At 68.2% G+C, this 22,116-nt stretch carries 18 protein-coding genes; 2 read left to right on the forward strand and 16 right to left on the reverse strand.

Translation table 11 applies throughout. From position 1 onward, the window contains the following. The first annotated feature begins 35 nt into the window (after positions 1-35). Positions 36-461 carry an energy transducer TonB gene (locus tag VN11_RS10165; protein WP_053449656.1) on the forward strand — a complete coding sequence of 142 codons (426 nt, stop codon included), beginning with the start codon at positions 36-38 and terminating at the stop codon, positions 459-461. 70 nt (positions 462-531) lie between these two features. Here VN11_RS10165 and VN11_RS10170 read toward each other — a convergent pair whose 3' ends face one another. The 6 genes from VN11_RS10170 to VN11_RS10195 form a co-directional block, all read right to left on the reverse strand. Continuing rightward, complete coding sequence (locus tag VN11_RS10170; RefSeq protein WP_053449657.1) at positions 532-2,517, reverse strand: hypothetical protein; 1,986 nt, start codon at positions 2,515-2,517, stop codon at positions 532-534. A gap of 83 nt (positions 2,518-2,600) precedes the next feature. After that, positions 2,601-3,674 (reverse strand): protein-glutamate methylesterase/protein-glutamine glutaminase, encoded by a 1,074-nt coding sequence (locus VN11_RS10175; protein WP_008268640.1) that lies wholly within the window; start codon positions 3,672-3,674, stop codon positions 2,601-2,603. After that, positions 3,671-4,267 (reverse strand): chemoreceptor glutamine deamidase CheD, encoded by a 597-nt coding sequence (cheD, locus tag VN11_RS10180; RefSeq protein ID WP_008264676.1) that lies wholly within the window; start codon positions 4,265-4,267, stop codon positions 3,671-3,673. The genes VN11_RS10175 and cheD overlap by 4 nt, the downstream gene beginning before the upstream one ends. Then, complete coding sequence (locus tag VN11_RS10185; protein WP_040007811.1) at positions 4,264-5,133, reverse strand: CheR family methyltransferase; 870 nt, start codon at positions 5,131-5,133, stop codon at positions 4,264-4,266. Before VN11_RS10185 ends, cheD begins: the two co-directional genes overlap by 4 nt. A gap of 37 nt (positions 5,134-5,170) precedes the next feature. After that, positions 5,171-7,444, reverse strand: coding sequence for a methyl-accepting chemotaxis protein (locus VN11_RS10190; protein ID WP_053449658.1), 2,274 nt, complete (start codon positions 7,442-7,444; stop codon positions 5,171-5,173). A gap of 127 nt (positions 7,445-7,571) precedes the next feature. Further along, on the reverse strand, positions 7,572-8,906 hold the full coding sequence (locus VN11_RS10195) for a PLP-dependent aminotransferase family protein (RefSeq protein WP_053449659.1): 1,335 nt from the start codon (positions 8,904-8,906) through the stop codon (positions 7,572-7,574). An 88-nt stretch (positions 8,907-8,994) separates the two neighbouring features. On the opposite strand from VN11_RS10195, the gene VN11_RS10200 reads away from it, so the two are divergent. Continuing rightward, entirely contained in the window at positions 8,995-10,026 is a 1,032-nt protein-coding gene (locus VN11_RS10200; RefSeq protein WP_197586663.1) for a hypothetical protein, read from the forward strand. A gap of 53 nt (positions 10,027-10,079) precedes the next feature. Here VN11_RS10200 and VN11_RS10205 read toward each other — a convergent pair whose 3' ends face one another. The 10 genes from VN11_RS10205 to VN11_RS10250 all read right to left on the reverse strand — a co-directional run bounded on the left by VN11_RS10205 (position 10,080) and on the right by VN11_RS10250 (position 22,114). Next, positions 10,080-12,455 carry a methyl-accepting chemotaxis protein gene (locus VN11_RS10205; RefSeq protein WP_053449661.1) on the reverse strand — a complete coding sequence of 792 codons (2,376 nt, stop codon included), beginning with the start codon at positions 12,453-12,455 and terminating at the stop codon, positions 10,080-10,082. A 101-nt stretch (positions 12,456-12,556) separates the two neighbouring features. Further along, positions 12,557-12,940, reverse strand: a complete 384-nt coding sequence (locus VN11_RS10210; RefSeq protein WP_006442858.1) for a hypothetical protein — start codon at positions 12,938-12,940, stop codon at positions 12,557-12,559. Between the two features lie 136 nt (positions 12,941-13,076). Then, the gene (locus tag VN11_RS10215; protein WP_006442860.1) at positions 13,077-13,568 is read right to left on the reverse strand and encodes a chemotaxis protein CheW; all 492 of its coding nucleotides are present in this window, start codon (positions 13,566-13,568) and stop codon (positions 13,077-13,079) included. Positions 13,569-13,766: 198 nt separating this feature from the next. Next, entirely contained in the window at positions 13,767-14,540 is a 774-nt protein-coding gene (locus VN11_RS10220) for a flagellar brake protein (protein WP_053449662.1), read from the reverse strand. 203 nt (positions 14,541-14,743) lie between these two features. Further along, entirely contained in the window at positions 14,744-16,993 is a 2,250-nt protein-coding gene (locus VN11_RS10225; RefSeq protein WP_053449663.1) for a methyl-accepting chemotaxis protein, read from the reverse strand. 338 nt (positions 16,994-17,331) lie between these two features. Continuing rightward, positions 17,332-19,320 (reverse strand): chemotaxis protein CheA, encoded by a 1,989-nt coding sequence (locus VN11_RS10230; RefSeq protein WP_053449664.1) that lies wholly within the window; start codon positions 19,318-19,320, stop codon positions 17,332-17,334. A 45-nt stretch (positions 19,321-19,365) separates the two neighbouring features. After that, positions 19,366-19,731: a response regulator gene (locus VN11_RS10235; protein ID WP_005409521.1), complete on the reverse strand. Its 366-nt coding sequence runs from the start codon at positions 19,729-19,731 to the stop codon at positions 19,366-19,368. Further along, the gene (locus VN11_RS10240) at positions 19,728-20,036 is read right to left on the reverse strand and encodes an STAS domain-containing protein (RefSeq protein WP_040007804.1); all 309 of its coding nucleotides are present in this window, start codon (positions 20,034-20,036) and stop codon (positions 19,728-19,730) included. Before VN11_RS10240 ends, VN11_RS10235 begins: the two co-directional genes overlap by 4 nt. 81 nt (positions 20,037-20,117) lie before the next feature. Next, a complete protein-coding gene (locus tag VN11_RS10245) occupies positions 20,118-21,335 on the reverse strand; it encodes a chemotaxis protein CheW (protein WP_053449665.1) in 1,218 nt (405 codons plus the stop codon). Next, complete coding sequence (locus VN11_RS10250) at positions 21,332-22,114, reverse strand: ParA family protein (RefSeq protein ID WP_053449666.1); 783 nt, start codon at positions 22,112-22,114, stop codon at positions 21,332-21,334. Before VN11_RS10250 ends, VN11_RS10245 begins: the two co-directional genes overlap by 4 nt. Positions 22,115-22,116 lie beyond the last annotated feature (2 nt).

Raw genomic sequence — 22,116 nt, forward strand, 5'->3', positions numbered from 1 at the left:
GTTAGACTTGCCGCCCCGCTTGTTGGAGTACACGGATGTTGCAGGATCGATTGAAGGGGAGTCGCACGTGCTGCGGTCACTGGGCTGGCAGTGCGGTGGTGCTGGCCACGCTGATGATGGGGCATGCCGCGATGGCGCAGCAGGCGGTGCAGCACGCCGTTGTCGAGCATGCTCGGCCGGCGCACGTGCCGGCGTCGATCGTGATGGAGACCAAGCACAGCAATCCGCCGCGTTATCCGTCGCAGGCATTCCGTGATGAAAAAGAGGGTGAAGCGATCCTGATGGTGCAGGTGGCTGCCGATGGGCAGTGGGCCGGCACGACCGTGCTGCAGAGCACTGGATGGCCGGAACTGGATGAGGCGGCGCAGGCGGCGACACGCAAGTGGCGCTACCTGCCGGCCAGCGAGGATGGCGTACCCGTGCCGGGAGAGATCCGCGTGCCGGTGTCGTTCAAGCTGTGATCACGCGTTGGTGATGCCGTTGCCCGGCACTGCCTGGCAACGGCGTTGGTCCTGCCGCGGTGCCGACGCTTTACTGCGCGGCACACGCCTTGGGGGCGTGCACGAGGTTGACGCGCAGGCTGCCATCGGCAGCCACCTGCTTGCTCTCGAGCACGCACATCTCGTTCTCGAGCCGCATCATCACTTCGTAGTCCTGACCCGCCTTCGGCACGAACTGGATCGACAGCGAGTCCGGTGCTGCTCCGCAGCGGAGGTGGGCGACGTTCTGGAACTGTGCGTCGAAGATCAACGGCTTGCCGGCCTCCACCGAATACTCCTGGAAGTTCGGGTTAGAGAACAGGACGCTTTTCATCGCACGCACGGTGTCGGTTTCCGGCATTCCGATGGAAATGTTCTGCGGGCTGCCGCCCACCAGGCTGCCTACGGCTGCGCTGTTGCTGCGCGCGACCACGACTTTCCTTCGCGCGTCGCCACGGCATTGGCCACCGATATGCATGGTGATACTGCGGCCGTTGGCACCGAAGATGCGGATGCGGGAGCGATTGCCGGCGGGCAGGGCAGCAGCAATGGCGCTGGCGGGCGCTGCGGCGCGCGTCGCGGACGGAAACGCTTCTGGCAGACGCGCGACGAATCGCGCCACACACTGCTCGGCCAGCTCGTCGGACACGCTCCTCACTTCGGCATAGTCATCGGCCTGCCACTGTGGCAGCGCAGCCGACTGCGTGCCATCGGTGCAGTCAACGGTCATGGCCGATGCGCCCGAGGCCGGCAGCACCTCGATCGTGGTGCGGTGCTTGAGCTCGTAGGGGATCTGCGAGCCACTGAGCTGCCCATAGACCAGCGCCCACTCGTGCGGGTCGGCCCGCACGGTCACGGGGGCGCTGGGAACCGCGTCGGGATAGGCATTGAAGTACTCGGAAAGACGCTGCTGCAGCAGTGCCGGCACCCGCTCCACTGCGGGGCTGGACACGCCTTCGACGGTGTCGCCGCGCAGGGTGTCCTTGGAGAAGCCACGCGCCTTGCGTGCACCGACCACGGCCAGGGCGAAGATGTTCATCTTGGCCAGCGTGGCCACGCCCATGTCCGATCGGGTCACCAGTCGCAGGTCTGCGTCACCGGAACGCTTGCCCTTGGCATCGGTGCCGGTGCCATGGTCGATGTGGACCGCCTTCATCCAGTCCGTGGACAGTACCGGTGCCGGATGGCCGGCGTCTGTGGCCGTTGCGGCCTCGTCCTGGGTTGGCACTGGATCGAGCGAGGCGGCACTGATCGCAGCGGCCAGCTGGACGCTTGGCGAAGGGAACACGGTGGGCAGCTGTTCCACGAGCCGGTCAACGCAGCGCTGCGCGAACTGGCGTGCCGCGGTCCTGACCTGCGCGTAGTCATCTGCCTGCCAGTCTTCCAGCGGCGCCGTCTGTATGGGATCGCTGCAGGTGATGCTCAGCCAGGGCGGGCTGCTGGGGGACGACTGTGCAATGGTGAGGGTGGCCTCATGCTGCAGATCGTACGGAACCGCGTTGCCCGACAGCGACTGGTAGGTGAGCGACCACAGGCCGGCGTTTGCGCTGACGATCTGCGCGTGCTCGGGAAGCGCATCCGGATGTGCGATGAAGTACTCGGCCAGATGGCGGCGCAGCAGTGTGGGGATTTCGTCGACGGCCGGGCTGGACACTGATTCGATGACGGTGCCCCGCAGGTTCTTCTTCGAGAAGCCATCGACACGGCCACCGCCGGCCTTGGCGGCGGCCGCCAACTGGACAAGCTTGAGCGTGACCACTTTGCCGGTGTCGCCGCGCGAGACCAGGCGCAGTTTCAGATCGACATCGCGGTGTCCAGGCAGACTGGCAGGCGCGCCCTGTACCACCTGGATGCGGGTGCTCCAGTCATCGGGAGAGGGCGCAGCAGCCGCGCCGTCGACCGCTTGGGTGCGGTCTGCGTCGGTGGCAAGGGCAGCGTCGTGTACCGGGACGGCAGCGGGGTCTTCCGCCGATGCCGGCGGAGACAGCATCAGGCCCAACGCGATGGCGGCAGGCAGGCAGTTCAGGCGTAGTGCCACAGTGGAGCTCCTTGGGGAAACGCGATGAAGAACGGCCGGGTCCCCTTGGCCGGCCGTTCGGGAAAGGTGTGGTGCGCGTGGGCTCAGCCGCGCGCCAGCGCCAGCAGCCGCTCGGCAATCCGCTCCAGCGGCACCTGCTCTTCGGCAGCGCCCAGCTTGAAGGCGGCGCCGGGCATGCCCCAGACCACGCTGCTGGCCTCGTCCTGCACCAGCGTCGGTGCGCCGGCCTGGCGCATTTCCAGCAGGCCGCGTGCACCATCGTCGCCCATGCCGGTGAGGATGGCACCGATGGCGTTGCCACCGGCGCTCTGCGCCACCGAGCGGAACAACACGTCCACCGCCGGCTTGTGCCGGTTCACCGCCGGGCCGTCGTCGACCCGGCAACGCCAGCGTGCACCGTCACGGATGATGCGCAGATGCTTGCCGCCCGGGGGCAGGTAGGCATGCCCGGGCAGCACCGCTTCGCCGTCGCTGGCTTCGCGCACGGCCATCGCCGAGTGCCGGTCCAGGCGCTCGGCGAAGGCCGTGCTGAAACTGGCCGGCAGGTGCTGGGTCATCACCACGGCCGGCGCGTCGGCGGGCAGGCCTTCCAGCACCACGCGCAGGGCTTCGGTGCCACCGGCGGATGAGCCGATCGCGATCAGGCGGTCGGTGGTACGGAACTGCGGCGCGGCCGGGCGCATCGCCGGGGCGGCCTCAAGCGTGAGCTTTGGCGTGGCAGCGCGCACCAGCGGGCGCACCCGCGAGCGTGCCGCCATCTTCACCTTGGCGATGATCTCGTCGGCATAGCCCTGCAGCCCACGGGCCACATCGAGCTTGGGCTTGGAGACGAAATCGACGGCGCCCAGTGACAATGCCTGCAGAGTGGTGTCGGCGCCGCGCTCGGTCAGCGAGGAGATCATCACCACCGGCAGTGGATGCAGGCGCATCAGGTTTTCCAGGAACGCCAGCCCGTCCATGCGCGGCATTTCCACGTCCAGCGTGATCACGTCCGGGGCCAGGCGCTTGATCTTCTCGCGCGCCAGCAGCGGGTCGGCGGCGGTGCCGACCACGTCGATGGCCGGATCGCTGGACAGGATCTCGGTGAGCATCTGCCGCACGACGGCAGAGTCGTCGACGATCAGGACCCGGCAGGGGGCGTTGCCGGTCAGGGTCATTCGAACAGCTCCACGCCACCGGTGACCGGGGCCTTGGACAGGCGTGCACGCACCGCCGATTCGGTCGCGGCCACTTCGGCTTCATGGGCGTGCGGCAGGCGCTGCACCACCACGCGGCCGGTATCGGCGAAGAACCAGATCTTGCGCGGATGGATGCCGCACAGGTCCTCGGCGATGATCGGGATGTGCTCGGCCTGCAGGTACTGGCGCACGAACTCGGCGTTGCGGGTGCCGACCGGGTTGCTGGTGAAGCCCTTGAGCACGTTGGCGCCGCCGAACACCTTGGCTTCGATGCGCTTGCGGTGCGCACCGCGCTTGAGCATGTCGTTGATCAGCAGTTCCATCGCGTAGCTGCCGTAGCGCGCGGGGGCGCCATCACCGGCGTTGCCTTCGGGCAGCAGGAAGTGGTTCATGCCGCCGATCTTCAGCACCGGGTCGCGCAGGCAGGCGGCCACGCAGGAGCCGAGCGTGGTGGTCAGCGCGGTGGTGTCATCGACCACCAGGTACTGGGTGGGCAGCAGCTTGGCGGCGATGGTCTTGAAGCGTGCGTCCTGGTAGCGCATCACATCGTCGGTACGCAGCGAGGCATTCATGCGCCGGCCTTTGCCGCACGGCGGTACAGGGTGCGCCCGCAGGGCTGGATGAGGTCGGCCGCGTGCAGGTAGTTCTCCGAGTGGCCGGTGTACAGCAGGCCGTCGTCGGCCAGGTGCTGCACCAGGCGGCCGAGGATGGCGCGCTGGGTGGGCTTGTCGAAGTAGATCATCACGTTGCGGCAGAACAGGGCGTCGAACGGGCCGCCGACGTCGTAGCGCGGGGCCAGCAGGTTCAGCGGGCGGAACTCGATCAGGTCGCGCAGCGCCGGCAGCACGCGGCACTGGCCCTCGTTGGGGCCGCTGCCGCGCTGGAAGTAGCGGCGGCGCAGGTCCGGATCGAGGTTGGCGACACGGTCGATGTTGTAGACGCCGCGGCCTGCAGTGGCCAGTACCTGGGTGTCGACGTCGGTGGCGACGATGCGTACCGGCGGCTTCAGCGTGCCGAATGCTTCGCAGGCGGTGATCGCCATCGAGTAGGGCTCTTCGCCGGTGGACGCGGCGCACGACCACAGCAACAGCGGCGTGCGGCCGTTGCGCTGCTGCAACTCCTCGCGCAGCTTGTCGAAGTGGTGCGGCTCGCGGAAGAACGAGGTCAGGTTGGTGGTCAGCGCATTGGTGAACGCCTGCCACTCATCGCCATCCTCCTGTTCCAGATGATCCAGGTACTGCTGGAAGCTGCGCATGCCGAGCGTGCGCAGGCGGCGCGACAGGCGGCCATAGACCATGTCGCGCTTTGCTGGCGCGAGGGCAATGCCCACGCGCTGGTAGATCAGGTCGCAGACGCGGCGGAAATCACGGTCGGCGAACTCGAATTCGCGGGGGCCGGTGACGATGGGAGTAGGACTTTGCACGGGGGACGTGTCCATCGGCGGGGGCGGCGGCCGAAGCCGCCGCGGGTGGGTCTCAGAATTCCTGCCAGTCGCTGTCGCTGGCGACGAAGGTGCTGGCGTTGCTGCTGCGGCGGACCGCCGCCGGCGCAGGCGCCGCCTGCGGGCGCGGCGCGCTGGCGGTGACGCGGGCCGGCTCAACGTGGGCGGCCACCGCCTTCATCGCAGCCGAGACCTGGTTGTCGAGGCGGAAGATCGCCACCGCGTCCGCCAGTTGGCCCGCCTGGTCCTCCATCGCGCGGGCGGCGGCGGTGGCTTCTTCCACCAGCGCAGCGTTCTGCTGGGTGGTTTCGTCCATCTGCACCACGGTCTGGTTGACCTGTTCGATGCCGGCGGACTGTTCCTGCGAAGCGGCGGAGATCTCGGCCATGATGTCGGTCACGCGCTGCACCGAGGCGACGATCTCGCCCATGGTGCTGCCGGCCTGGTGCACCAGGCTGGAGCCCTCGGCGACCTTGCCGACCGAATCGTCGATCAGGCCCTTGATTTCCTTGGCGGCAGCGGCCGAGCGCTGGGCGAGGGTGCGCACTTCGCTGGCGACCACGGCGAAGCCACGGCCCTGTTCACCGGCACGCGCCGCTTCGACCGCGGCGTTCAGCGCCAGGATGTTGGTCTGGAACGCGATGCCGTCGATGACGCTGATGATCTCGGCGATCTTCTTCGACGAGGCTTCGATGGCCGACATGGTGGTGACCACCTGGCCGACCACCTCGCCACCCTGCGAGGCGACGCCCTGCGCGCCGATGGCGAGCTGGTTGGCCTGGCGGGCGTGTTCGGCGTTCTGGCGCACGGTGGAGGTCAGTTCCTCCATCGAGGCGGCGGTTTCTTCCAGGTTGGCGGCCTGCTGCTCGGTACGGCGCGACAGGTCGCCGTTGCCCGAGGCGATCTCGCCGGCGGCCAGGGTGATGCTGGAGGCGCTGGCCTGGATCTGGCCGACGATCTGGGTCAGCTGGGCGACGGTGGTGTTGGCATCGTCACGCATGCGTGCGAACACGCCCTGGTAGTCGCCGTGCATGCGTGCGGTCAGGTCGCCCTCGGCGATGGCCGACAGCAGCTGCGACAGCTTGCCGAGGTTGTCATCGCTGACCGCCATCATCGCGTTGAGGTTTTCCAGCATCAGGCGGAAATCATGATCGAAGCGCTGGGCGTCGCCACGGCGGCTGAAATCGCCTGCGGCGGCGGCGCTGGCCAGCTGCTTGATCTCGGCGTTGATGCGGCCGAGATTGGTCTTGACCGTGTCGACGGTGGCGGTCATTGCCGCCTTCTCACCCGGGTAGCGCGCGATGTCGTGGCTGAGATCGCCGACCGCATACTGCTGCACCACGTCGAGCACGTCGTGCAGGGTCTGCACATGGCCGCCGACCAGGGCGTTGGTCTCCTGCACCATCAGCCCGTACTCGCCGGGGAAGGCGCTGGCGTCGATGCGGTAGCTCAGTTCGCCGGCATCGTGGCGCCGCGCCATTTCGCGCTGGCCGCCGATCACCGCGTGCAGCTGCTGCTGCATGCCCGACATGGCGTGCAGCAGGCGGCCGGGTTCGTCGTGCGGCTGCGGGCCGATGTGGCTGTCCAGCTTGCCGCTGGCAATGCCTTCGGCGACGGCGGTGGCCTGCTTCAGCGGGCGCGCGATGCGGTTGCCGATGACCCAGCTCAGGGCCAGCACGATCAGCACCAGCACGCCGCCGGAGACTGCCATGATGGCGGTGAACACCAGTGCCTGCTTCTGAACGTCGTCCATGTAGACGCCGCTGCTGACCACCCAGTTCCAGGGCGCGAACAGGCCGGCGTAGGCCACCTTCCCGACGTCGCCCTTGCTGCCGGGCTTGGCCCAGCGGTAGTTGACGAAGCCGCCACCGGCCTTGGCCGCTTCGACCTGGTCGTAGTAGATGCGTACACCATCGTCGGTGCGGAAGTCCTTCATGTCCTTGCCGACCAGGTCCTTGCGGAACGGGTGCATCAGCAGGCGGTAGCCGGTGTCGTAGATGTTGAAGTAGTACGTATCGTTCTCGGCGCGCATCGATTCCAGCGCCTGCAGCGCGGCGCCCTTGGCGGCCTCTTCGCTGAGCTCGCCGGTACCGGCCAGGCGGTGGTAGTGCTGGAGGATGCCGTAGCTCAGTTCGACCTGGGTCTTCAGCGCGGTCTTGCGGGTCTCGGTGAGGTCCAGGTACTGCATGCGGGCAGCGATCACCGAGAGCGCGATCACGCCGAGCGCGATGAGCAGCGTCAGCAGATTGAGCTTGCGCCGGACGGAGAGGTTGCTGAAGTAGTGTTGCCAGCGATGCAGGAGATTCATCGAGCAGGACCAGGTCGAAACGGGCGGGCGGCGCCGAGCCGGTCACGGCGGGACATGCGGTGACAACCCCGTTATCGGCCGCGCGGGCCCAGGGTTGAGCCGCGCGCGGAAGATGGGCCGCGGCCGTTCAGCCAGCCAGCTGGTCCAGGCGCAAGCGTACCTGCGCCAGGGCGCGTTCCAGGGTGGACGGATCGACCGTTCCCAGCGCGACGCGCAGCGCGTTGGGAACGTGGGTTCCGACCGCGAACGGCGCGGCGGTCGAAAGCACGATGCCCTGCTCATGCAGGTCCTGGCAGATCGCCTCGGCGCGGTCGCGCCCTTCCAGTGGCAGCCACAGCAGGTAGGAACCGGGGTGGCCGACCAGCGCCACACCTTCCAGCAGGCGCCTTGCCAGTGCCTGCCGGTGCCGGGCGTCGGCGCGGCGGTGGCGTTCCATGCGGTCGACGGTTCCATCCATCAGCCAGCGGCGCACCAGCGCCGTCACCAGTGCCGGCGAGTTGACCGTGGTGGCGCGGATGGCGCGCTCGATCGCACCCATCATCGCCGGCGGCGCACTGATGTAGCCGAAACGCAGGCCGGTGGCGAGGTTCTTGGACAGGCCGCCGATGTACACGGTGCGTTCCGGTGCCAGCGCCGCCACGGGTACCACGGCGGGCGCGGCGAGATAGGCGTAGGCTGCGTCTTCAAGCACCAGCAGCCCATGCTGGCGGGCGATCGCGGCCAGCTCCTGGCGCTGTTGCAGCGTCAGGACGAAGCCCAGCGGGTTGTGCATGGTCGGCATGCAGTACACGGCCTTGACCCGGCGCTGGCTGCACAGCGTACGCAGTGCCTGCAGGTCGGTGCCCTCCGGGCCGACCGGCACCGGGATCATCTCCATCCGCAGCATCGCCGCGATCTGCCTGAATCCAGGATAGGTCAACGCATCCACGGCGATGGCATCGCCCGGGCACAGTGCGCCCAGCAGGGCGACGGTCAATCCGTGCTGGGCGCCCTGGACCAGGGCCACGCGTCCGGCATCGGTAGGTACCCCGCGCTGCACCAGGTAGTCGGCCACGAGCTGGCGCTCCTGGGGCCGACCCAGGGGCGGCTGGTACAGAAGCAGCGCTTCCAGGTCGCCCTGCTGTGAGAGGTGGCGCAGGGCCCGGCGAAGCTGCGTGTCCTGGCCGAACGCGGTGGGCATGTTGGCGTTGAGATCGATGCCGCTGCCGAGACCGGCCAGCATGTCGCAGGCCATGCCCTGTGCGCCGAACGCCTCGCGCACATAGGTGCCGCGACCGATCTCACCGATGACCAGGCCCATCCGGGCCAGCTCGGCATAGACGCGGCTGGCGGTGGCAAGCGCCAGATCATGGCGGCGGGCGAGCTCGCGGTGGGTGGGCAGGCGGGTTCCAGGGCGCAGGTTCCCGCTCTGGATGTCCGATACGAGGCCATCGACTACCTGCTTGAACCGTGAGCGTGCCATCCGTGCGCCGAGTGTATCTAGGACAATTTGTTGATTGTACTGATGCCATTCCTAGACTTCGATCGCACCGCCGGACGGGCGGAAAGGAATGGAGCACATCTGTACGGCGATGGAAGGTCACAACGAATTATTGAACTATGCAGCGCATGCACTGGAAGAAATGAACGTGCTGATTCCCCGGATCAAGGGCAGCATGCCGGGCATCCGCCAGGCCCATGAAGCCATCGCCAGCTACCTGCACCGCAGCGTGAAGTTCCTGCTGCCCAATTGCGCGGAGATGATCGATCTGCGTGAGCTGCGCCAGGTGCACGTGGACATGGCGCGCCCGCCGTTCGAGGTGATGGCGCTGGAAGCGGCGTGGATCCTGCCTGACGGGTTGCCGGGACACAAAGGGGCGGGCCATGCGGCGCCTCGGCGCATCGCGCTGTGCCTGAACATGAACCGCGAAGTCGCCGCGGCCTTTCCGGCCACGGAGTGCTTCCTGGATGAACCGGCCGGTGGCGTGGTGGTGATCCCGATCTACTGGCAGGCCGATGCGGCCGCGTGGAAAGTGCCGCTGGGAGGCGTGTTCCTGCCGCACCAGAATCCGTTGAGCCTGTACCGGCCAGAGGAGGCCAGCCTGCCCACGCGCCTGGTCAATGCCCCGGTGGAAGCGATGGCGTCCGGAAAACCCTTGCAGCAGTTCCGGGTTGCGCCGTTCGCGCTGCTGCCGGAATGGCACGCCTGGGCGGTGGAGCAGCAGGGCAGTGCGGCGGTGAAGGCGCAGATCGTGCAGGACTGTCGCGACGAGGTCGCCATGCTGTTGCAGACCTGCTGCGTGCTCAACTGCGCCAATGTCGCGTCGGTGGAGCGGCCGGCCTCGGTGGCGCTGAACAAGCGGCGGATGCGCAGAGGCAAGCAGCCGTTCTTCAGCTACCGGGTGTTCGAGGTGGATGGCGCCACGGCCGCGTCAGACGGCACGGGGCCGGGCGGGGGTGCGGCGGGGCCGCGCACCCACGTGCGCCGGGGTCACATCCGGCGATTGAAGGAAAAGCTGGTGTGGGTGCGCGCCGCCATCGTCAATGCGGGCAGCCCTGATGGCCTGCTGCACAAGAGTTACAGGCTCCGTCAGCCGCAGTGACGGCTGCGTCGGCAAGGAGGGCCGGTGCTGCGACCGGCCCTCCAGGCGTGGCATCAGAACTCCTGCCAGTCTCCGTCGGCCAGTTCGGTCGCCATCGGGCGCCCGCCTGCGGTGCGGCGGGCCGGCGGTGCCACCGCAGCCGGAGCTGCCGGGGCGGCGGCGCGCGGTGCCGGGGTGGCGACGCGCGGGGCGGCCACGACCTCGGCTTCGTCGACCACGAAGATCGACACGGCTTCGCTGAGGTGGCCGGCCTGTTCTTCCATCGCGCGCGCAGCGGCGGTGGCTTCTTCCACCAGCGCGGCGTTCTGCTGGGTGGTTTCGTCCATCTGCACCACGGTCTGGTTGACCTGCTCGATGCCGGCCGACTGCTCCTGCGAGGCGGCGGAGATCTCGGCCATGATGTCGGTCACGCGCTGCACCGAGGCGACGATTTCGCCCATGGTGGCGCCGGCCTTGTGCACCAGCGCCGAGCCGTCGTTGACCTTGCCGACCGAATCGTCGATCAGGCCCTTGATTTCCTTGGCGGCGGCGGCCGAGCGCTGGGCGAGGGTGCGCACTTCGCTGGCGACCACGGCGAAGCCACGGCCCTGCTCGCCGGCACGCGCCGCTTCCACCGCAGCGTTCAGCGCCAGGATGTTGGTCTGGAACGCGATGCCGTCGATGACGCTGATGATCTCGGCGATCTTCTTCGACGAGGCCTGGATGGCGGACATGGTGGTGACCACTTGGCCGACCACTTCGCCACCCTGCGAGGCGACGCCATGCGCGCCGATGGCGAGCTGGTTGGCCTGGCGGGCATGTTCGGCGTTCTGGCGCACGGTGGAGGTCAGTTCCTCCATCGAGGCGGCGGTTTCTTCCAGGTTGGCGGCCTGCTGTTCGGTACGGCGCGACAGGTCGCTGTTGCCTGAGGCGATTTCGCCGGCGGCCGAATTGATCGCGCGGCTGGACTGCTTGATGCGGGTGACGATTTCGCTCAGCTGTGCGGCGGTTGCGTTGGCATCGTCGCGCATGCGGGCGAACACGCCCTGGTAGTCGCCGTGCATGCGCACGGTCAGGTCACCCTGCGACAGCGCGGCGAGCAGGCCGGAGATCTGTTCGATGCTGCCGGCGTTGGCGTCAAGCAGGCCGTTGATCTGCTGGGCCAGCTGCAGGAAGAAGCCTTCCTTGTCGCTGGCGTCGATGCGGCCGGACAGGTCGCCGGCGGCGGCCTGGGCGATCACGCGGGCCACTTCGGCCTCGACCAGCGCTTCCTGGGTGCGGTCACGCCATTCCACCACGTAGCCGACGGTGTCGCCGCCTTCATTGCGGATGGTCGAGACCACCTGCGCAAACTGGGCATCGCCGTACTGCATCGGGCGACGGGCGACGCCGTGCGCCTTCAGGTTGCCGAGCAGGGTCTGGTCCATCTCGCCACGGTGTTCCAGCACGGTAACCGGCTTGCCGATCAGCGAGGCCTGGGCGTCGAAGTCCGGCAGGTCGCGGCGCACTTCATCCTGGTACTGGCTCAGGGTCTGCTGCAGCGCGCGGTTGCTGTAGACGATGGTGTTGCTGGTGTCGGTCAGGTACACGCCGGTCGAGCTGTAGTCCAGCGCGGTGCGGATGCGCAGGTTCTCGCGTGCGACGGCCTGGTCGGTTTCGATGCGCTCGCGCAGGTCCCGCTGCATGCGCTGCATGGCCTGCATCAGTTCGCCCACTTCGTCCTGGCGGCTGACATCGATGTGGCCATCGAGCTTGCCGCCGGCCACGTCGTTGGCCACCGAGACGGCGCCACGCACGCTGCCGACCAGGGCGCGGGCGAACAGCCAGACCAGCACCAGGCCGAGTGCGGCGCCGCCCAGCAGGGCGATCACGGTCAGCACGGACGAGGCGGCGTAGGTGGATTCGGCCTCTTCGCGCGAGGCGCGGGCGAGGCGGTTGTCTTCGGCGATCAGTGCTTCCAGCGCCGAAGCGGCCTTGCGGTGCTTGGTGCGGGTCTCGCCGACGAAGGTATCGATGGCGTCGTCCGGCAGGTCCAGTTCCAGCATCTCGGTGACGCTGTCATAGGAGGCCAGGGCGTCCTTCCATTCCTTGGCGAAGGTGTCGAACAGCTTCTTCTGCTGCGCATTGTCGACCAGCGCCGGGTAGCCCTTGATCGACTTGTCCATGTTCCCGCGCAGCTCGACGGCCTGCTTGCGCGCGTCGGACTTGACGTCATCGCTGGCGCGGATCAGCTGCTGGTAGGCGGCGTTGCGGTACTCGCCCAGCATGCCGCGCATCTCGCCGGCCATGCGGATGCTTTCCATGCGCGAACCGGCCAACTCGGTGGTGACGTTGTTCAGCGAATGCAGGCCGCGATAGGCGACGATGCCCTGCAGCAGCATCACCAGCAGGAGGACGCCGAAGGTCAGCAGCAGCTTCGGCATCAGTTTCAGGTTGTTGATCCACAGCATGGGCGTTGCGAGCTCCTAAGGCAGACGCGCCCGGGCATCGGGCCCGGTTGCAGCAGAAACCACGCCGGCACGAGCTCCGGCGTGGTTCGACGGACAGCGGATTACTTGATGTTGGCCAGCTTCAGGCCAGCCGGCGAGCTGACTTCGATTTCCGCACGCGAGGCGTCGCGCTGGATCTTGCCGATCACGCACACGGTCTTGCCTTCCAGGGTTTCCAGCGGGAAGGAGAACTTGCCGCGGTTCTCGCCGGCGATGCGGGCCGAGAAGGTGTGGCGCGGGAAGGCGCCGCCCATGTACAGGAAGGTCGGCTGGCCTTCGGAACCTTCTGCGTAGCGGGCCTTTTCGACCTTGCCACAGACCATGCCGTCCTTGCCGACCGAACGCGGTGCCAGTTCCGGCGGGATCATGTCGGCCGACTGGGCGAACGCGGAGGAGGCGGTGGTGGCCAGGACAGCGGCCGAGACGAACGCAAGCAGGGACTTCATCGAGGTGTATCTCCGGGGATGGTGATGGTCGTTCCGGTTCTGCGCGCTCCTGCGCGACCGGCTTCTGTCCCCCTATCGGCACCGCCAGGGGGAACTGAAGGGTTGTGTGACCAGAACGTGAAGCAGGTCCGCTGGATCAGGCGGCGGCGTCTTCGGCAACGGCGGCCTGGCCCATGTCGGCGCTGTCGAGCAGGGTCTCGATGTCCAGCAGGATCAGCATGCGGTCATCGTGGGTGCCGATGCCGGAGATGAAGCGGGTATCGACGGCGGCGCCGAACTCCGGGGTCGGGCGGATCTGCTCGGCCGACAGCGGGATCACGTCCGAGACGCTGTCCACCACGATGCCGACCACGCGGTCTTCCACGTTCAGCACGATCATCACCGTGAAGGCGTCGTAGCGGGCGTTGTCCAGGCGCAGCTTCAGGCGCAGGTCGATGACCGGGACGATGGTGCCGCGCAGGTTGATCACGCCCTTGATGTAGTCCGGCGCATCCGGCACGCGGGTGACCGCGTCATAGCCGCGGATTTCCTGCACCTTGAGGATGTCCACGCCGTAGTGCTCGGCACCGAGGGTGAAGCTGAGGAATTCGCCACCGGCGCTGGCGGCGGAGCTGGTCTTGTCGTTCATCGAGGGGTCCTGGTTCTGCCGGAAGTCCCGGTGTCAGGCTCGATATCGGCCCCGCCGTGGGGGACTTTAGCTGTGGCGCCCTGGGCATCCACGCATGGCGTGGATCTACCGGGGAGCGGTAGTGCCGGCCGCTGGCCGGCAATGGCCGTACCCGCATTGTCGCGAGGTTGCCGGCCAGCGGCCGGCACTACCACGTGACTACATCTCGCCGTTGCGGCGGGCCTTGCGCTGGCGGTCGATGCGGAAGATGTAGCGCTGGATGGCGCTGTCGGCGCCGCGCGGCAGGCTCTCGAAGCGCATGCCGACGCGCTTGACCTCGATGCCGTTGGGCTGGCGCTGCGGCAGCAGGTTGCAGACCACCAGTTCGATATCCAGGTCCGGGCCATCAGGCAGTGACAGCTGCGCCGGATAGCGCTTCTGCAGGCCGAACACCGCGCAGTCGTTGGGCACGACCACGGCCAGGCCACCGCCACTGATGTCCACCACCCGCATCGACAACGCTTCGGCGCGGGCTTCGCCGGGCGGCAGCAGCAGCTGCGGCGAGTCGGTGACCGGGGTCTCCAGCCGGTACAGCTCGCGTCGCTGCAGGTGCACCAGCTCGTCCGGCAAGGGCGCACGGAACGCAACGTGGCCGTCGTTGTCCACGCGCTGCAGTTCATGCAGGCGGAACCGCACCAGCACCCGTTCAAGCTGGGCGAAGCACAGCAGGTGGTCGGCCTGCTCGGCGGCGCGGTTGGACGCCTCCTGCGGGCTGCCATCAAGCAGAAGGAAGTCTTCGTCCTCGTCAAGATCAAGCAGCGCCGTCGGGAATGACCGGTCGCGGCCGTCGATATGCGCATTGATCAGTGATCGCTGGTCGATCAGCGAGCGCAGCAACTGGCGCAGCTGGCGCGGGTTGCGGACCAGGAAACGTTCGTCGGCGGCATCGGCCGCGTGGACATCATGCACTGCAGTGTCGTTGCCGTCGGACATGGAATCTACGGTCAGGGGCGGGCGCCAGCACGCGTTGGCGCGAGGCTCGATGGGGATATCGGCCTCTGCATCGGATTATGAAGTGAGAATTACATCACTTTCCATGCGTGAGGGGTCAGATCCCTTTCCCGGAGGAAAGGAACCTGACCCCGATGTGCCACGCAGGTAGATCCACGCCATGCGTGGATGCTTTCCGCGTGGGGTCAGAACTCCTGCCAGTCGCCGTCGGCGGCCAGTGCCGGCTGGGCGCTCGAGCCGCGCAGCGTGCGTGCAGGTGCCGGCCTGTGGGCGGGCGCAGCGGCCGCTACCTGGCGCGGCAGCGGTGCGGTGGCCAGGCGCGGCGCGGTGCCCGGGGTCGCCTGCGATGCCAGCCGGAAGCGGGCCACGGCTTCACCCAGCTGCACGGCCTGGTCTTCCATGGCGCGGGCGGCAGCGGTGGCTTCTTCCACCAGCGCGGCGTTCTGCTGGGTGGTTTCGTCCATCTGCACCGCGGTCTGGTTGACCTGCTCGATGCCGGCCGACTGTTCCTGCGAGGCGGCCGAGATCTCGGCCATGATGTCGGTCACGCGTTGCACCGAGGCGACGATTTCGCCCATGGTGCTGCCGGCCTGGTGCACCAGGCTGGAGCCTTCGGCGACCTTGCCGACCGAATCGTCGATCAGGCCCTTGATTTCCTTGGCGGCAGCGGCCGAGCGCTGGGCGAGGGTACGCACTTCGCTGGCGACCACGGCGAAGCCACGGCCCTGTTCACCGGCACGGGCCGCTTCCACCGCGGCGTTCAGCGCCAGGATGTTGGTCTGGAACGCGATGCCGTCGATGACCGAGATGATCTCGGCAATCTTCTTCGACGAGGCTTCGATGGCCGACATGGTGGTGACCACCTGGCCGACCACCTCGCCACCCTGCGAGGCGACGCCATGCGCGCCGATGGCGAGCTGGTTGGCCTGGCGGGCATGTTCGGCGTTCTGGCGCACGGTCGAGGTCAGTTCCTCCATCGAGGCGGCGGTTTCTTCCAGGTTGGCGGCCTGCTGTTCGGTACGGCGCGACAGGTCGCTGTTGCCCGAGGCGATTTCGCCGGCGGCCAGGGTGATGCTGGAGGCGCTGGCCTGGATCTGGCCGACGATCTGGGTCAGCTGCGCGACGGTGGTGTTGGCGTCGTCGCGCATGCGGGCGAACACGCCGTTGAACTGGCCGTCCATGCGTGCGGTCAGGTCACCGGCGGCGATCGACCGCAGCAGCTGCGACAGCTGGCCGAGGTTGCCGTCGGCCACCTGCATCATGGTGTTCAGGTGCTCGATCATCAGCTTGAAGTCGTGCTGGAAACGCTGGGCGTCGCCGCGCTGGCTGAAGTCACCGGCGGCGGCGGCCTCGGCCAGCTGCTGGATCTGCGTGTTGATCGCCAGCAGGCTCGCCTTGGCCGCGTCCATCGATTCGTGCAGGATCGCGCGGCTGCCGGGCAGGCGGCGCGCATCCGGGGCCAGATTGCCGATGGCGTACTGGTTGAGCACGTCGATGGCATCGCGGATCGCGTCCAGGTGCTCGAAGATCACCGTGTTGATGCCGCCGGCCAGCTGGCCGTAGACACCCGGGAAGTCTTCCGGGATGCGGTGGCTGATGTCCGGGCCGGCATGCATCTGCGCCATCAGCTGGGTCTGTTCGCTGAAGCGGCGCAGCATGGCGGTCATCTCGGCGGTGGCGGCCAGCATCTTGCCGGCCTCATCCTTGCTGGTGGCCTGGGTGCTGACGCTGAGGTCGCCGCGGGCGACGGCCTGGATCGCGTGCACGGCCTTGCCGAGCGGGCCGGTGACGGCGCGCGAGATCACCGTGGCCAGCGCGGCCGCGACCAGCGACAGCAGCACGATGCAGCCGATGATGGCGATCATGCTGGTGCGGTGGGTGGCGTTGGCGGCAGCGATCTTGGCGTCCATCAGGCCGGCGATGTGGGTGCCGAGCGCCTTCATCGCCGCGAACAGTTCACGGCGCGCCGGGCGCGACTGTTCGTCGGAGATCTGCTGCGCGAGTGCGCCGTCACCTGCAGCTACGGCTTCGCGCATCGCCTTGTTGGCGCCGAAGTAGCGCTCCAGCTGCACGTTGGCGACCTGGTAGAGCTCGCGTTCCCTGGCCAGCGCCGGCAACGCCGCGTACGCGGCCAGCTCGTCGCGTACGGTCTTGGCGGTGTCGTCCATGCGCTTGTTGTAGTCGGCCACCTTGTCCGGCTGGTCGAGCATGCTCAGCAGCGCCAGTTCGTAGGTGCGGAATTCGCCCAGCTGCGAGCGGGCTTCGCCCAGGTGCTGGACCGACGGAATATCGTTGCCGGCCATCTCGCCCAGCTGCGTGTTGGCCTCGCTCAGGCGCAACAGTGCGAAGGCGCCGAGGACCAGGGTCATCAACGTGGTGAGGGTGAACCCCACGGCCAGCTTGCGGGCGATGGGCAGATCTTGGAACCACTTCATGCAGGGTGCTCCAGGTGGGCAGGGTGCCGGCGCAGTCGCGGCGGCTGGGGGTGGTTGCAGAGCGAACGGGAGTGCCCGGTGGGGTTCGGTGACGGCCGTCAATGCGAATAACGGCGCGGCCCGCGCGGACTTTATGGACGCAGATCACATTCGGTTGCGTAGGGGCGCGGGTGCGAAAGTGCTGCTGTGATGGGACTTTCGCTTGGGTGGCGTAGTTGCATGCGAAAGCACGGCGCCGACGGAGTTCACAGAAGGGATCTGACCCCGGGTGGAATGGGGCGCGCAAACAAAAACCGCCGCCCCGAAGGGCGGCGGTTCTGGTCAACCTGCAATGGGAATCAGGCGGCCTGCGGCATCCGCAGCGAGCGCACCAGCCCGCCGATGTCGACGATCAGGGCGACGCGGCCATCGCCGAGGATGGTGGCACCGGATACCCCGCCGATGCGGCGGTAGTTGTTCTCGATGTTCTTCACCACTACCTGCTGCTGGCCGACCAGCTCGTCCACTTCCAGCGCGATCTTCTGGCCATCGCCCTCGACCACCACCACCAGCGATTCGCTGCCCGGCGCACGGTTGCCGTAGCCGTAGTACTCGCTGAGCGACAGGATCGGCAGGTACTCGCCACGCACGCGCAGCACGCGGCCTTCGCCGGCCATGCTGCGGATGTCCTCGGCCTGCGGCTGCAGGGCTTCCAGCACATAGGCCAGTGGCAGGATCAGGGTTTCACCGGCCACCGCCACGGTCATGCCATCAAGGATGGCCAGGGTCAGCGGCAGGCGGATCAGGGTGCGGGTACCACTGCCCAGGCTGCTCTCGATCTGCACCTCGCCGCCCAGCGCCTGGATGTTGCGGCGGACCACGTCCATGCCGACGCCACGCCCGGACAGATCGGTCACCGCATCGGCAGTGGAGAAGCCGGGCTGGAAGATCAGGTCCCAGACCTGCGAATCGGTCGGGTTGTCCGGTACGGCCAGGCCACGCTCGTGCGCCTTGGCCAGGATCTTGGCGCGGTCCAGGCCGCGACCATCGTCACTGACTTCGATGACGATGTGGCCGCCCTGGTGCGAAGCGGCCAGGGTGATCGTGCCGGTCTCGTCCTTGCCCGCACCGCGACGCACGTCGGGCATTTCCAGGCCGTGGTCGATCGAGTTGCGTACCAGGTGCACCAGCGGATCGGCGATCTTTTCGATCAGGCCCTTGTCCAGCTCGGTGCCTTCGCCGACGGTGCGCAGGCGCACCTGCTTGCCGAGGCGGCTGGACAGATCGCGGACCAGGCGCGGGAAGCGGCGGAACACCGCGTCGACCGGCAGCATGCGCACGCCGATCACCGCTTCCTGCAGGTCGCGGGTGTTGCGCTCAAGCTGGTCCAGGCCGGCGAACAGGCTCTCGGCAAGAACCGGGTCCAGCGCGTGCGAGACCTGCTTGAGCATGGCCTGGGTGATGACCAGTTCGCCGACCAGGTTGATCAGTGCATCGACCTTGTCGACGCTGACCCGGATCGAGGTTTCGGCTTCCTGGGGTGCGCCGCCGCTGGCGGCGGGCGCGGGTGCGGCAGGTGCCGTAGGAGCCGGTGTGGAAGGGGCTGTTGCGGACGGGGCCTGGGTGGCCAGGCTCGGCGGCGCCGCCGGACGGATGTCCAGTTCGCAGTCGTCCAGCACCCAGGCGAAGGTGTCTTCGATCTTGCTGCGCGGCACCTTGCCGACCAGGCCCAGGTCCCACGCCAGGTGGGCCTCGAGCGGGTCGAGCTGGGCGAAGCCGGGCAGGCGCTCGATGCGCGCGGCGACCTGCAGCGACCCGAGGTGTTCCAGTTCGCGGATGATGCGCAGCGGATCGTTGCCGCTCATGAACAGCGACGGTGCCGGGGTGAAGCCGATCTGCCAGGCTTCCGGCGTGTCGTCCACCTTGGCGGCCGCGGCGGCCGGGGCGCTCGGCGCGGCCTGGCCGGAGAGCACCGCTTCCAGGCGTGCCTTCACCGCGGCGACGGCCGCGGGATCGGCGGCCTGGCCGTGTTCGGCTTCGCGCAACAGGGCGCGCAGCACGTCCACCGAGGACAGCATGGCGTCGACGGCGTGGCCTTCCAGTGCCCGCTTGCCGGCACGCAGCTCATCGAGCAGCGTTTCCAGCACGTGGGTCAGGCCGGCGATCGCATCGAAGCCGAAGGTGCCGGCGCCGCCCTTGATGGAGTGGGCGGCGCGGAACACCGAATTGATGATCTCCGCGTCCTGCTGCCCCGATTCCAGGGCCAGCAGGCCAGCCTCCATCGCGTCGAGGCCTTCGCGGCTCTCCTCGAAGAAGGTGGCGTGGAAGCGTTGCAGGTCCATGCTCATGGCAGTGGTGGTCCGGAAGCGAAGAAGGGGAGCGGTGCCGGGCGATCAGCCCAGCACTTTCTGCACGGTGGCGACCAGCTGTTCCGGATTGAACGGCTTGACCAGCCAGCCGGTGGCACCGGCGGCCTTGCCTTCGGACTTCTTGTCGGCGGCCGACTCGGTGGTCAGCATCAGCAGCGGGGTGAACTTGTAGTCCGGCAGCTGGCGCAGTTCGCGGATCAGCGCGATGCCGTCCATGTTCGGCATGTTGACGTCGGTGACCACCGCATTGAAGCGCTGGCCCTTGGCGCGACCGAGCGCGACCGCGCCGTCTTCAGCTTCTTCGACGGCAAAACCGGCCGAGGTGAGGGCGAAGGAAACCATCTGGCGCATCGACGCCGAATCGTCCACCACCAAGATACGTGCGCTCATGCAGCGTTCTCCACAGATTTCAGGTTGTCATGGGTTGCGTCCAGGCCCAGGGCCTGGGTGACGCCCAGCAGGCGCGCGGCGTCACGGAAGGTTGCGGTGCAACCGTGGAAGCCGGTGCCCAGGCCTGCCTCGCGGCGGGCCTGCACGAATGCACACAGCACCTGTATGGCGGCGGTGTGGATGCGGGCGACCTGGCTTGCATCCAGGGTCAGCTCGCCGGCCTGCGCCACCAGCGGGGCGAGGCGGTTCTTGAGCTCGGTGCTGCTCTCGATGCCGAGATCCTCACCCAGTTCGACAGTGCTCATCGTTGCTCCGGACAAACGGTTCCGTGATCCATAACGGCACCCCGGCGGGGTTCTTTAGAAGAATCGGCGCGATGCGCCGACTCAGCTCAACAGTTGCGTGGCGTCGAGCAGGATCATCGGGCGCTGGCTGACCCGGGCCACGCCGCGGAACAGATCGTTGGAGATCTGGCAGATGCGCGCGGTATCGGGCGGCTCGATCTGCGAGTCGGTGAGGTTGGCGACGTCTTCCACTGCCGACACGCGCAGGCCGATGGTCTCGCCGTCTTCCTCCAGCACCACGATGCGGGTCTGCGCGTCGTCCTCGGCGGCGGCGGCACCGAGGTGCAGGCCGAGGTCCATCACCGGCACCACCTGGCCGCGCAGGTTCATGATGCCGAGCATGGCCGGTGCGGTGCCGCGCAACGGCAGCAGCGGCACCGGCAGCACCACTTCCTGCACCTTCAGCAGCTCCAGCGCATAGGCCTGGGTGCCGCAGCGCAGGCGCAGCCAGCGCGAGGTGCGCTCGCCGGCGCGGCGGTTCTGTGGGTGCGGGCTGCTGGCCGGGTTGTGTGCCTGTGCCTGCAGTTCCTGCCAGCTGCTGGGGCGGCTGGCTGCGGGGGCATCCACGGCGACCCGCGGTGGCGATACGGCTGCGGTGCGTGCGGCGGGTGCAGCGGCTGCCCGCGGTGCTGCCGGTGGTACCGGCGCGGCAACCACGGCCGGCGCCGGCGTGGCGACGTCTTCGCCGCCCGCGGCGGCTTCGAATGCCGCCTGCAGGCCTGGGCTGTCGGTATGGGCGAGGCGATGGCTGTCAGCCGTATCGGTCTCGTAGATCACTTCGTCCGGAAGGTCGTCCCAGGTGGGTTCCGGACCGGTGCCTGCGGTGGCGGGCGCCGGGGCCGTCTCGTGCAGCACCTCGTCTGGCAGGTCATCCCAGGTCGGTTCGCCTTCGGTGGCGGCCGGCGTTGCGGCGGCCTCGAATGCGGCCTCCAGCGCTGCGTCGTCCGCGGCCGGGGCAGCGGCCACGGTGTCGGTTTCGTAGATCACTTCAGCCGGCAGGTCGTCCCAGGTCGGCTCGCGCTCGATCGTCGCCACCGCCTCGAACGCGGCCTCGAGCGCGGCGTTGTCGGTGCACGGGGCAGTGGTCGCACTTTCGGTTTCGTAGATCACTTCGGCCGGCAGGTCATCCCAGGTCGGCTCGCGCTCGGTGGCCGCTTCGCTCGGCCCAGCGCTTGCTGGCGGCGCAGCGGGCGGTGCGGCGACAATGGCTTCGCCCAGCAGTTCGTCCAGGTAGTCGTCCAGTACGCCGGTGCTGTTCATGCGGCCTGCTCCAGGGCGCGTGCGTCCTCGCCGAGAATCCAGTTCAGGGCGCGGCGATACGCGGCCAGGCCGCGGCCCGGGTAGTCCTCACCGACGCTGGGCAGGGTGAGGCCGGCGGCATTGCTGATGCGCGTGTCGATCGGAATCGCGTCTTCCCATACGCGCGCACCATGACGGTCCTGCATGGTGCGCAGCGACTCGTTGCCGGCGCGGGTACGGCGGTCGAACAGGGTGGGCAGGATCGAGATCGGCAGCGGACGGCGGCGCGAGCGCTCGACCATCTCGCCGGTGCGGACCATGCCATCCAGGCCGTGCAGGGCCAGCGGTTCGGCCTGGGTCGGGATGATCAGGCGATCGGCAGCCGCCAGCGCATTGATCATCAGCAGGCCGAGGGTCGGCGCGCAGTCCAGCAGGATGTAGTCGTGCTGGGCCTGGTGGCGCGCCAGTGCATTCTGCAGGGCCAGTCCGAGGCCGGGCTGGTTGGCGCTGCGACGCTCCAGCGTGGCCAGTGCCGACTGCGCGCAGACGTAGTCCAGGCCGTGGATGCTGCTGGCATGGCACAGGTTGGACAGGTCGGCCGGTGGTGCGCCGAACAGTTCCAGCACGCCGGCCGGCGGCGGATCCACCGGCACGCCGAAGGCGCGGCTGAGCGAGGCATGCGGATCGAGGTCGATCAGCAGCACGCGGTGGCCGAGCGCGGCCAGGCCGCGGCCGAGGGCGAGGGTGGTGGTGGTCTTGCCGACTCCGCCCTTCTGGTTGGCGACTGCCCAGATGCGCATCG

This window comes from Stenotrophomonas maltophilia (assembly GCF_001274595.1).
In the GTDB taxonomy this organism is placed as follows: Bacteria; Pseudomonadota; Gammaproteobacteria; order Xanthomonadales; family Xanthomonadaceae; genus Stenotrophomonas; species Stenotrophomonas forensis.

What these genes read in the sequence shown, in the direction of transcription:
- VN11_RS10175 (WP_008268640.1), bottom strand. Translation starts at nt 3,674, where the DNA reads ATGACCCTGACCGGCAACGCCCCCTGCCGGGTCCTGATCGTCGACGAC.
- VN11_RS10250 (WP_053449666.1), bottom strand. Translation starts at nt 22,114, where the DNA reads ATGCGCATCTGGGCAGTCGCCAACCAGAAGGGCGGAGTCGGCAAGACC.
- VN11_RS10225 (WP_053449663.1), bottom strand. Translation starts at nt 16,993, where the DNA reads ATGAAGTGGTTCCAAGATCTGCCCATCGCCCGCAAGCTGGCCGTGGGG.
- VN11_RS10205 (WP_053449661.1), bottom strand. Translation starts at nt 12,455, where the DNA reads ATGCTGTGGATCAACAACCTGAAACTGATGCCGAAGCTGCTGCTGACC.
- VN11_RS10235 (WP_005409521.1), bottom strand. Translation starts at nt 19,731, where the DNA reads ATGAGCGCACGTATCTTGGTGGTGGACGATTCGGCGTCGATGCGCCAG.
- VN11_RS10245 (WP_053449665.1), bottom strand. Translation starts at nt 21,335, where the DNA reads ATGAACAGCACCGGCGTACTGGACGACTACCTGGACGAACTGCTGGGC.
- VN11_RS10240 (WP_040007804.1), bottom strand. Translation starts at nt 20,036, where the DNA reads ATGAGCACTGTCGAACTGGGTGAGGATCTCGGCATCGAGAGCAGCACC.
- VN11_RS10195 (WP_053449659.1), bottom strand. Translation starts at nt 8,906, where the DNA reads ATGGCACGCTCACGGTTCAAGCAGGTAGTCGATGGCCTCGTATCGGAC.
- VN11_RS10220 (WP_053449662.1), bottom strand. Translation starts at nt 14,540, where the DNA reads ATGTCCGACGGCAACGACACTGCAGTGCATGATGTCCACGCGGCCGAT.
- VN11_RS10210 (WP_006442858.1), bottom strand. Translation starts at nt 12,940, where the DNA reads ATGAAGTCCCTGCTTGCGTTCGTCTCGGCCGCTGTCCTGGCCACCACC.
- VN11_RS10215 (WP_006442860.1), bottom strand. Translation starts at nt 13,568, where the DNA reads ATGAACGACAAGACCAGCTCCGCCGCCAGCGCCGGTGGCGAATTCCTC.
- cheD (WP_008264676.1), bottom strand. Translation starts at nt 4,267, where the DNA reads ATGAATGCCTCGCTGCGTACCGACGATGTGATGCGCTACCAGGACGCA.
- VN11_RS10230 (WP_053449664.1), bottom strand. Translation starts at nt 19,320, where the DNA reads ATGAGCATGGACCTGCAACGCTTCCACGCCACCTTCTTCGAGGAGAGC.
- VN11_RS10185 (WP_040007811.1), bottom strand. Translation starts at nt 5,133, where the DNA reads ATGGACACGTCCCCCGTGCAAAGTCCTACTCCCATCGTCACCGGCCCC.
- VN11_RS10200 (WP_197586663.1), top strand. Translation starts at nt 8,995, where the DNA reads ATGGAGCACATCTGTACGGCGATGGAAGGTCACAACGAATTATTGAAC.
- VN11_RS10165 (WP_053449656.1), top strand. Translation starts at nt 36, where the DNA reads ATGTTGCAGGATCGATTGAAGGGGAGTCGCACGTGCTGCGGTCACTGG.
- VN11_RS10190 (WP_053449658.1), bottom strand. Translation starts at nt 7,444, where the DNA reads ATGAATCTCCTGCATCGCTGGCAACACTACTTCAGCAACCTCTCCGTC.